The organism is Streptomyces triticirhizae, from assembly GCF_003696235.1.
Lineage (GTDB): Bacteria > Actinomycetota > Actinomycetes > Streptomycetales > Streptomycetaceae > Streptomyces > Streptomyces triticirhizae.
Genome location: NZ_RFFJ01000208.1, coordinates 1 through 9,896, shown reverse-complemented (window position 1 = coordinate 9,896; position 9,896 = coordinate 1). Strand labels below are relative to the sequence as shown.

Genomic DNA, 9,896 nt, shown 5'->3' with positions numbered 1-9,896 from the left:
GCGGGGGCCGGCGCGGGCGCGGGCGCGGGGGGAACGAGCGCCGGCGCGGGGGTCGTTGGGGAGGGCCTGGGCGCGCCGATCAAGGCGGGCGTGATCTCCGGGCTGGTCGCCACGGCGGTGGCGGCGGCCCTGGCGCTGGCGATGATGGGCGGGGACCCGGAGCGTGAGCCGCCGGCCGGCCCGCCGGAGGCGGCCGACGCCAGGCCGCCGGCGGAGCCGACCCCCGAGCCCGAGCCGGACCCGGAGCCCACGCCCGAGCCGACGCCTGAACCCGAGCCCGAACCGACCCCGCCGCCCGAGCCGGAGCCGACCCCGACCCCCGAGCCCACGCCCGAACCGACCCCGACCCCCGAGCCGGAGCCCGAGCCGGAACCAGAACCGGAACCGGAACCAGAACCGGAACCGGAACCCGAGCCGACGCCTGAACCCGAGCCCGAGCCGACGCCGCCGCCGCCGCCGGCGGAGCCGTACCAGCTGCGGGAGTTGGCGTTCGACCTGTGGGGCGAGAGCGACGAGCCCAGGGTGCGGCTGGCGGAGAGCACCCCGCTGTGGCAGCGCGACGGGCTGAGCATCGGCGGCGTGGACCACGCGCACGGGGTGACCGTTCCGGCCTCGTCCTCGGTGCTGGTGGACCTGGGCCGCTCCTGTTCGCGCTACTCGGCGCTGGTCGGCATCGACGACCTGACCCAGGGCTTCGGCGGCGCGGTGTTCACCGTCTACGGGGACGGCGCCGAGCTGTGGCGGTCGCCCGAGATCGCGGCCGGGGAGCGGGCGACGCCGCTGTCCGTTCCGCTGACCGGGGTGAGCGAGCTGCGGCTGGACGTCGAACCCCGGGGCCCGCTGGGCGCGTTGGCGCTGGCCGACTGGGCGGACAGCGAGATCGCCTGCTGAACCGGCGAAGCGGGCCGGGCCGGGCCGGTCGGGGCGCGGGCTCAACGGCGCGGGCTCAGGGGCGCGGGCTCGGGGGCGCGGGCTCAGGGGGTGACGCCGCTGGTGACCGCGCGCGGGTCGCGGTTGCCCTCGGCGGTCCAGCAGGAGCCCCGGCGCAACAGCAGGCGGCGCAGCCAGAGTTCGACGGAGACCAGCTCGCCCAGGCCGTCCAGCGGCAGGCGCTCCCCCTGGGCCGCGGCGCGCAGCGCCTTGCGGACCACGCGGGCCTCGACCAGTCCCGCGTCAGCCAGCAGCGGCGCGTCGAAGAGGTCGACGAGCGCGCCGACATGGGTGGTGAGGCCGGTGCGCAGCGCCTCGCCGTGCGCCGTCGCGCCGGTGGCGCCCCAACCGCTGGGCAGGTCGCGTACGCCCGCGCCGTTGAGTACGGCGCGCAACACATCGGCGCGCGCCCCGGGTTGCACGCGGACGCTCTCGGGCAGCGCCTGGCAGGCGCGCACCACCTGGTTGTCGTAGAACGGGGCGTGCAGCCGCTGGTGGCGCAGCTCTGTGGCCTGCTCGAAGACCCGCTGGTCGGCGGCGTGCCGGGCCAGCACGGCGCGGGCCCTGCGGACCCCGGGGCGGCCGGCCATGGTGGCGCTGCGCGGGCTCGCGGCGACCGCGTCGAGCCGAATCGATACTTCCGCGAGCGCCTCGCCGGTCAGCCAACGGGCCGCCGGGCCCGGCCGGCACCAGGCCAGCGCGGAGAGCGAGGCGCCCAGCGCGCCGTCGACGAACCCGGGCTCCTCGATCGGCTGCCGCAGCAGCCCCGCCGCACTGCTGAGCCCCTCGTGGTACGGGGTGCGGGCCAGCCGGCGGGCGGCGCGGTAGACGGTGAACGGGACCAGCACCGAACGGCCGCCCCCGCCGCTGGCCTTGGCCAACGCCGTTGCCGGGCGCAGCAGATGGCGTCTGCGGCGGTCCAGCACCAGGTCGGCCAGCCGGGCCGGGTGGGCGTCCAGCACCTCGCGGGCGCCGTTGCCGATGAGGTGGTCGGCGCTGCCGGCGGCCAGCCGGTGGCGGTGGCGGGCGGCGAGGACCAGCGAGGGGCCGGGCTCGTCGGTGAGCGGCCCCGACTCCAGGTCGCCGAAGGGCAGCGCCTCCTCGTCGCCGGCGACCACCACATGGTGGAGCCTCGGGTTCTCGCCGATGGCGCGGGCGCGTTCCAGCTCGGCGGCGCGGTCCACGGCGGCCGGTCCCGCGAGCTGCGGCAGGTCGTTGAAGGTGACGGCGAGCAGCCGTTCGCCGGCCAGCGTCGCGCCGGTGCCGTAGACCGTGCCGGGCATCCCCGGCAGCCCGGCGGCCAGCAGCGCCAGGGTGGCCGAGGCGCTGCCGCCGGAGAGGTCGGCGCCGACGCCGGGCGCCGGGTCGGGACCGGAGCGGGCCGCCCTGCGGTCGTCCGGGCCCATCCCCGGGACGGGACCGGCGTCCCTGGCGGGGGCGTGCCGGGGCGCGGCGAGCCGGGTGCGCACGGCCTCGACCAGGGCCTCGCGCACGCCGGCGACGGCGGCCTCGCGTTCGAGCGGGGGCGCGGCGACGACGAGCGAGGGCGCGGGCTCGTAGTCGGAGATCTCGCGGCTGCCGCCCTCGCGGAGCAGCAGCGCGTGGCCGGGCGGGACGCGGCTGACGCCGTCGTAGGGCGTGCCGTCACCGAGCGCCTCGGGCGACTCGGGGCAGGCGAGCAGGGCGGCGAGATGGCCCACGTCGAGCTGGGCCTCGGTGAGGTCGGCCAGCGGCAGGGCGGCCGTCGCGTAGGCGGTGCCGCCGGCCCAGTCGGTGTGGAAGACGGGGCGGCTGCCGGCGAGGTCGGCGGGGATCACGGTGCGCCGGCCGAAGCGGGCGACGGCGGTGTAACTCCCGGGCCAGGTGGTGAGTTGCCGCAGTGCGCCGGCGCGCGCCGAGACCAGCGCACGGCGCAGGGTGGCGTCGTCCGCGCCGCAGGAGCCGAAGACCGCGAGATGGGTGTCGCCGTCCGCGTACACCAGGCGGATCTCGTCGGGCCGCCAGTCCCCCACCGCCCAGAGCGGATCGGGGCCGTCCCAGAGGAGTTGGGCCCCCAACGGCTGAATGTCTCTGGCCGCGCTGGCGGATGCTCCGCTCCACCCGACCAACCACCGCATCGGCGCCTCCCCCACTGAAGATTCGGGCCCTGTGGTCTCGGCGGACCAGTGCCGTCGCGTAGGTGTTGAGGCCAATGCTGCCATGGGAGGGGCCGTTGCGGGGCATACCGGGGAGGTAGTTCGCCTGTGTGGCGAACCACCTGGAAGGCGACGGGGGTTGGGACCGGCCCGTCGCGCATTCTGTCCCGCCGCGCGGGGCGGCGTTTGTTTTCGGCCAAAGTTTGGGCAACGTCTGGACGCAGCAAGGTACTTGATCGGGCGCCACGCCGACGCGGAGATCCTGTGGTCCGGGAGACGCTGGCTGTCTCCCGGACCAGACCGCCGTCCGCGGGGAATGAGACGACGGCTTCCCCCGACCCGCCGACCTTCACGGCAGCGGGCCGACCCACGCGCATTCATCGAAGCGCTCCCCCCATGGACTGCCCAGAGCGCACACCCGGGCGCACGGCCACATGCCCGGAGCACAATCCGCTGGCCGGGCGGCGCTCGCACAGAGGTACGGACATAATCCCGCCATCCGGCATTCACCCCCTTAACGGTAAGCAGGCGGCGAACTACGCTGGGTTCGCGGAGGCACGGGAATGCCCCGCGCCGGTCGCGGGGCTGCCGTTGGTGTGTCAGGGGTGCGCGCATGTCCAGGGAGCAACGCGGGCCGAACGAGAAGCTGGGCGCTGTCCTCGCCCTCGCGGGGATCAGCAACGCCGGACTGGCCCGTCGGGTCAACGACCTCGGCGCGCAGCGGGGGTTGACGCTGCGCTACGACAAGACATCCGTGGCGCGGTGGGTGACGAAGGGGATGATTCCCCAGGGCGCCGCGCCGCATCTGATCGCCGCCGCCATCAGCAGCAAACTGGGCCGGCGGGTCCCCCTGCACGAGATCGGCCTCGCCGACACGGACCCGGCGCCGGAGGTGGGGCTGGCCTTCCCGCGCGACGTGCGGGGGGCCGTCGACTCGGCGACGGAGCTTTACCGCCTCGATGTTGCCCCTGGCAAAGGCATCTGGCAGTCGCTGGCGGGATCGTTCACCGTCACCGCCTACGCGACGCCGGTCTCGCGGTGGCTGATCACCCCGGCCGACGCCTATGTCGGCCGCGCCACCCCGGCTCAGGGGCCGACGGCCGCCGGGCGGGTGGGGCACTCGGACGTCTCCAAGCTGCGCGAGGCGGCGGAGGAGGCCAGGCGCTGGGACTCCAAGTACGGCGGCGGCGACTGGCGTTCGTCGATGGTGCCGGAGTGCCTGCGCACCGACGCGGCCCCGCTGCTGCTCGGCTCCTACGCGGACGACGTGGGCCGCTCGCTGTTCCGCGCGACCGCCGAACTGACCCGGCTGGCCGGCTGGATGGCGTTCGACACCGGCCAACAGGAGGCCGCCCAGCGGTACTACATCCAGGCGCTGCGGCTGGCGCGGGCGGCGGCCGACGTGCCGCTCGGCGGCTATGTGCTGGCCTCCATGTCGCTCCAGGCGACGTACCGGGGCTTCGCCGACGAGGGCGTCGACCTGGCGCAGGCCGCGCTGGAACGGAACCGCTCGCTGGCCACCGCGCGCACCATGAGCTTCTTCCACCTGGTCGAGGCCAGGGCCCTGGCCAAGGCCCACGACGCGCCGGGCTGCGGCGCGGCCCTCTCGGCGGCGGAGAGCTGGCTGGAACGCTCCCGGGAGGGCGACGGGGACCCCGGCTGGCTCGACTTCTACGCGTACGACCGGCTGGCCGCCGACGCCGCCGAGTGCTACATCGACCTCAAGGTGCCCGGGCAGGTGCGGCACTTCACGGAGCAGGCGCTGTCGGAGCCGACGGAGGAGTTCGTGCGCTCGCACGGACTGCGGCTGGTGGTGGCGGCCGTCGCTGAGCTGGAGTCCGGGAACCTGGACGCGGCGTGCGCCGCCGGCGCGCGGGCGGTGCAGGTGGCGGGGCGGATATCCTCAGCGCGGACGACGGACTACGTCCGCAACCTGCTGCACCGGCTCGCCCCCTACGGCGACGAGCCGCTGGTCAAGGAACTCCAGGAGCAGGCCCGCCCGTTGCTCGCCGCTCCGGCGTGACCCGGCACATGACATTGGCACGGACCGGCCCCTCGGGCCGGGGGGCCGAGCCGGGGACCGGCGGCGGGCCGCTCGGCGCACCGGGGCGCTCCCCCGCTCGTCGCGCTGCGGGCCGCTCGGCGCGCACCGGTCAACCCCCGGAGGGTCACCGTTCGTAGGCGTGGAGGCGGAGCTTCTGGGTGGGGGCGGACATGGCGGTCAGGAGGTAGAGCTGGTTCTCGTCGAGGGCAGCGTACTGCCGGTCATAGGCGCGGTCGGGGGAGAGGGCGACGGTTCCGAGGGGCGCGGTCTCGCCGTTGGCGGGGTCGAGGGCGAGGACCTGGAGCAGGTCGTCGCCCGTTGGTTCGGCCAGCAGCGGTCTGCCGGCCGGGTCCAGCCCCAACAGCTGGGTCTCCACGGCCAGTTCGATGGTCCAGCGTTGCTCACCCGTGGCCAGTTCGTAGCCCGCCAACGGCCACACGTCCGCCGGAACTTCGGCGTCCGGCGCCGGCTGGTAGCGCGTGACCAGCGTCTGGCCGGCCACCACCGAGTGTTCGCCGGGCAGCGGCCCGGGGCGGGGTGCGGCGTCCTCGCCCGTCGCGCCCAGCGGGCGGTGCCAGAGGGCCTGACCGCTCTCCGCGTAGGCGACCAACTCCCGTTCCGAGCCCGTCCCCTGGATCAGCAGCACCGGGTCGCCGGCGACCACGGCGTCCGCGTCGAGGGCGATGTCCCGCTCGCCGATGTGGGTCCACTCCCAGTCGCCGGTGTCCGCGTCGTAGACGCTCAACTCCCGGGCGAGGGGGTCGTTCTGGCACCGGCTGAGCACCACGAGCCGGTTGCCGCGCTGGCGGGCGGTCACCGGGTGGCGTCGGCCGTCGGGGCAGCCGGCGTCGGCCTGCTCGGTCGGCGGCTGGGGCAGCGGCAACGGGGTGCCGTCCGCGACCGCGAACCGGTGGAACGCGTCCGGCGCGCCGCCCGCGTCGAGCCCGGCGGAGACGGTGTTCTCCCCGACGACGACCGCGACGCCGCCCGCGTCGACGGGCGCGCCGCCGGCGACCAGCTGGCGCCACCAGCGGATCTCGCCGGTCGCGACGTCCACCACGGCGAGCACGGAACAGCCGCCGTCCGCCGTCTCGTAGAGCAGCGCGCCAAGACCGGCCGTGTTGGCGCGGGGGGCGGTGGCGCAGGGTTTGCCGGCGCCGGGCGGCGGTTCGGCGTCCCACGCCTCGCGGCCGTCCACGGTCAGATAGCCGCGCACGGCGGCGGCCGTGACGACCGTCACCGTCTCGCCGTGCGGCCACACCCTGATCAGTTCGGCGCCGGCGCCGCGCACCGGCGCCAGCACGGCCGGGGCGGCCCACAGCTCGGCCAGTTCGCGGGGCGTCTCCTCCCGGGTCTCGGCCGGCAGGGTCGTCGCGTCGGCCTCGACGGTGTCCCCGTCCTCCCTGCTGAAGACCACCACCCACACCGTGAGCAGCGCCAGCAGGACCACGCCGACCATGGCCACAAGACCTATGCGGCCCTCGCCGTCCGCCACGCGACTCGCCCCCGTCACCTCGGTGTCGCCGCCGCCCCGCCCCGAGGCGGCGCGGGCGGAACGTCCCGTCCCCTGGTCCGACGTTCCCGCCGCCCCGGCCGGTTCCTGGGAGCCGTACCATCGGAAGCACTGTGTCCGAGTCATCCACCTCCGTGCCCGCCTCAGCGCCGACCCTCGTGACCGAGGGCGAGCGGCCGCGCATGTTCCCGCCGGGCGTCGGCCCGGCCGCCGACCCGACCGAGGGCACCGCGCCCGAGCGGACGATCCGCAGCTTCCAGCCCCGGCGCAGCCGGGTCACCCACGCGCAGCGACAGGCGCTGCTCGCGCTGTGGCCCCGCTGGGGCGTGGAGATCGACGGGCGCACCCGGCTCGACCTGGACGAACTCCTCGACGGGCGCCCCGTCGTGCTGGAGATCGGCTTCGGGATGGGCGAGGCGACGGCCGAGATGGCGGCGGCCGACCCGGCCACCGGGATACTCGCGGCCGACGTGCACACGCCGGGCCAGGGCAACCTGCTGCGGCTGGCGGACCGCGCCGGGCTCGACAACGTCCGGGTGGCGAACGGCGACGCGATCCTGCTGCTGCGGGAGATGCTGCCGGAGCGCTCGCTGGCCGGGCTGCGCGTCTTCTTTCCCGACCCCTGGCCCAAGAAGCGGCACCACAAGCGGCGGCTGATCCAGCCGGCGTTCGTCGCGCTGGCGGCGTCTCGGCTGGCGCCGGGCGCGACGTTGCACTGCGCAACGGACTGGGAGCCGTACGCGGAGTGGATGCTCGAAGTCCTCGACGCCAGCGAGGACTTCGTCAACACCGCCCCGGACGGCGGCTTCGCGCCGAGGCCGGCGAACCGGCCGTTGACCCGCTTCGAGCGGCAGGGCCTGGCCAAGGGCCACCGGGTGCGGGACCTGATCTTCCGCCGCCTGCCCTGAACCGCCCCCGCCCGGCCGGCCCGTTCTCGCCCGCCCGGCCCGTTCTCGCCTGCCACCGGGCGGGAGCAGGCCGTAAGGTCGTGGGGTGCGCCTTACGCTCCCCCCACGTCGCGGCGCCCGGCGGCCACGACCCATGACCCTGGCCGTCTGCGCCGGACTGACGCTGTGCGCGCTCGTGGTGGGCGCCGTGATCCACGACGAGACCGGAACGGGCGGCTTCTGGGTGGGTCTTGGGCTGGCCACGGTTCCGCTGCCGTTCGTGGTGCTCGCCGTGCGCTGGCTGTGCGCGGTGACGCCGGTGGGCTGGCGGGCGTGGTCGCTCGCGTTCGGCTGGGGCGCGTGCGTGGCGACACTCGTCGCGTTGACGGTGAACGGGCTGGTCGTCCAGTGGCTGACCGACCAGCCGGCCCGGCTGGCGCCGACCCAGCCCGACACCCTCGAACTCACCCTGATCGCCCCCATGGTGGAGGAGTCGGCGAAGGCGGGGGCGCTGCTGGTGGTCTGGCTGCGGGGGATGGCGCGGGGCCACGGCGTGCTCGTCGGGCTGGCGGTCGCGGGGTGCGCGGCGGCCGGCTTCGCCTTCACGGAGAACGTTCTCTACCTCGGGACCGCCTTCGCGCAGGACCAACGGTTGGGCGTGTGGGGCCTGTGGGACTCGGCCACGGTGGTGACGTTCGTGGTGCGGATGGTGCTGGCGCCGTTCGCGCACCCGCTGTTCACCGGACTTGCCGGCCTCGGCTTCGGCCTGGCGGTGGCGTTCGGGCCGACGCTGGGGCGGTGGCGGCCGGCGCTGCCGCTGGTCGGGCTGGGCCTGGCGATGGCGCTGCACTCGGTGTGGAACGCGTCCACCTCGCTGAGCCTGTTCGGCTTCGGGGCGGTGTATCTGCTGGTGATGGCGCCGCTGTTGGGCACGCTCGGCTGGGTCGCGGTGACCGTGCGCCGGCGTGAACTCCGTTCGATCCGGCGCACGTTGAACCACTATGTCGCGGCCGGCTGGCTCGCTCCCGGGGAGCCGGCGGCCCTGGGCTCGCCCGGCGCCCGGGCGCGGGCCCGCAGGTCGGCCCGCCGGGCCGGGGGCGCGGCCGGGGCGCGGGCGATGGCGGAGTACCAGCGCGCGGCCACCGAACTCGCGCACCTCCGCAACGACGCCGCCCGGGGCCGGGTCCCCGACGACTTCACGGGACGCGAACGCGCGCTGCTCCACAGCCTGTGGACCCACCGGGCGTTCGCCTCCCCCACCACCCTCGCCACGGCGCACGCCCCGGCGCGGGCGTCGGGCCACGCCCCTCCCCCGAGCACCGTGCCGAGCGGCTGAGAGACAGGGTGCGTGGAGGAACTCCACCGACTCAGCGGCATCGAGCGGTTCGCGGCCGGCGACGGGCAGCCGATCCGGGCGGCCCGGGGGCTGGGCGGCGACCGGCTGGGTCCCGGGGAGCCCGGCGACGCCGGGGCGGGGGGCGTGGGCGGGACGCGCGACGGCCGCGCAGGGCGCGGCGGGCCGCCGGGAGTAGACGAGACGGCAGGGATGGGCCGCTGATCAGCCGGTACGGCACAGCGAGCGTTCGCGGCCGCGCCCACAGGGCCGGATCCCAACCGCCACGCGCGACGCGGTGAAGCCGCACCCCACCCGCCGCGCGCGGCGCACCGCGCGTCCCCGAAAGGCCAGCGCCCAACGTCTAGCGGAGGGAGGTGATCAACCCCCCACCCGCCACGGCGCCGAAGGCTCCCGTGGCTCCCGCCGCGCGCCTCGCGTGGCTCCGCAGCCAGTGGAGTTCCTCGGGGCGGAGTTGGCCGGGCAGGCCCAGGCCCACGACGTCGATCGTCGGGTTGACGTCGAGGTGGTCCAGCAGCCGGATCAGGGAGAAGCCGGTGGTGGGGTCCGTCGCCCAGCGGGGTTCGGCCAGCAGGGCCGGGTCACGGACCGGGTGGCTCAGGCCACGGTCGCCGAGGTAGCTCTGCGCGCCGGGGACCAGGCGCAGGCTGACCGCCTCGGCCCACTGCTCCGCGCGTTCGCCGAAGACCAGCCGGACCTCGGCGCGGCGGCGCCAGCCCGGCCCCGCGCTGGCGTGCGAGACCGCGTGCAGGTCGGTGCGTTCGCCGGTGCCCGGCGGGTGGAGCGGGTGGGAGTCGAGCCGCATCACCAGGTCGTAGGTGTCGATGCGCGGCCCGAGGCCGCTCGCGGCGACGGCCTCGCCGCCGCCCACCACGCAGACGCGGCGGCCGGCGAGCCAGGTGCGGAGCCCGTCGATGGTCATCGGTTCGGGCGCGAGCGCCAGCGGCGCGCGCTCCGGCGCGTCGTCCTCGGCGAGGGCGCGGTGGCGCCGGTAGGCATCGCTCGCCTCGCGCACGCGCCCGTCGACCGAGAG

Annotated in this window: 7 protein-coding genes; 4 read left to right on the top strand and 3 right to left on the bottom strand. The window is 76.1% G+C overall.

What is annotated here, in order from left to right:
- The coding region (locus EBN88_RS25430) for an NPCBM/NEW2 domain-containing protein (protein ID WP_199742481.1) at positions 1–891 on the top strand (891 nt) is incomplete at its 5' end.
- Between the two features lie 83 nt (positions 892–974).
- Here EBN88_RS25430 and EBN88_RS25425 read toward each other — a convergent pair.
- Complete coding sequence (locus EBN88_RS25425; RefSeq protein WP_122399396.1) at positions 975–3,047, bottom strand: asparagine synthase-related protein; 2,073 nt, start codon at positions 3,045–3,047, stop codon at positions 975–977.
- Positions 3,048–3,678: 631 nt separating this feature from the next.
- Between EBN88_RS25425 and EBN88_RS25420 the strand changes: the two genes are divergently transcribed.
- Entirely contained in the window at positions 3,679–5,088 is a 1,410-nt protein-coding gene (locus tag EBN88_RS25420) for an MFS transporter (RefSeq protein WP_122399395.1), read from the top strand.
- 145 nt (positions 5,089–5,233) lie between these two features.
- Here EBN88_RS25420 and EBN88_RS25415 read toward each other — a convergent pair whose 3' ends face one another.
- The gene (locus EBN88_RS25415) at positions 5,234–6,748 is read right to left on the bottom strand and encodes a PQQ-binding-like beta-propeller repeat protein (protein ID WP_147472837.1); all 1,515 of its coding nucleotides are present in this window, start codon (positions 6,746–6,748) and stop codon (positions 5,234–5,236) included.
- 56 nt (positions 6,749–6,804) lie between these two features.
- On the opposite strand from EBN88_RS25415, the gene trmB reads away from it, so the two are divergent.
- Together trmB and EBN88_RS25405 are read left to right on the top strand one after the other, a co-directional pair.
- On the top strand, positions 6,805–7,530 hold the full coding sequence (trmB, locus tag EBN88_RS25410) for a tRNA (guanosine(46)-N7)-methyltransferase TrmB (RefSeq protein ID WP_122399397.1): 726 nt from the start codon (positions 6,805–6,807) through the stop codon (positions 7,528–7,530).
- 133 nt (positions 7,531–7,663) lie between these two features.
- Positions 7,664–8,845 carry a PrsW family intramembrane metalloprotease gene (locus tag EBN88_RS25405; protein ID WP_122399393.1) on the top strand — a complete coding sequence of 394 codons (1,182 nt, stop codon included), beginning with the start codon at positions 7,664–7,666 and terminating at the stop codon, positions 8,843–8,845.
- 361 nt (positions 8,846–9,206) lie between these two features.
- Here EBN88_RS25405 and EBN88_RS25395 read toward each other — a convergent pair.
- Positions 9,207–9,896: glycosyltransferase family 29 protein (locus EBN88_RS25395; protein ID WP_199742480.1), on the bottom strand; the 690-nt coding region annotated here is incomplete at its 5' end.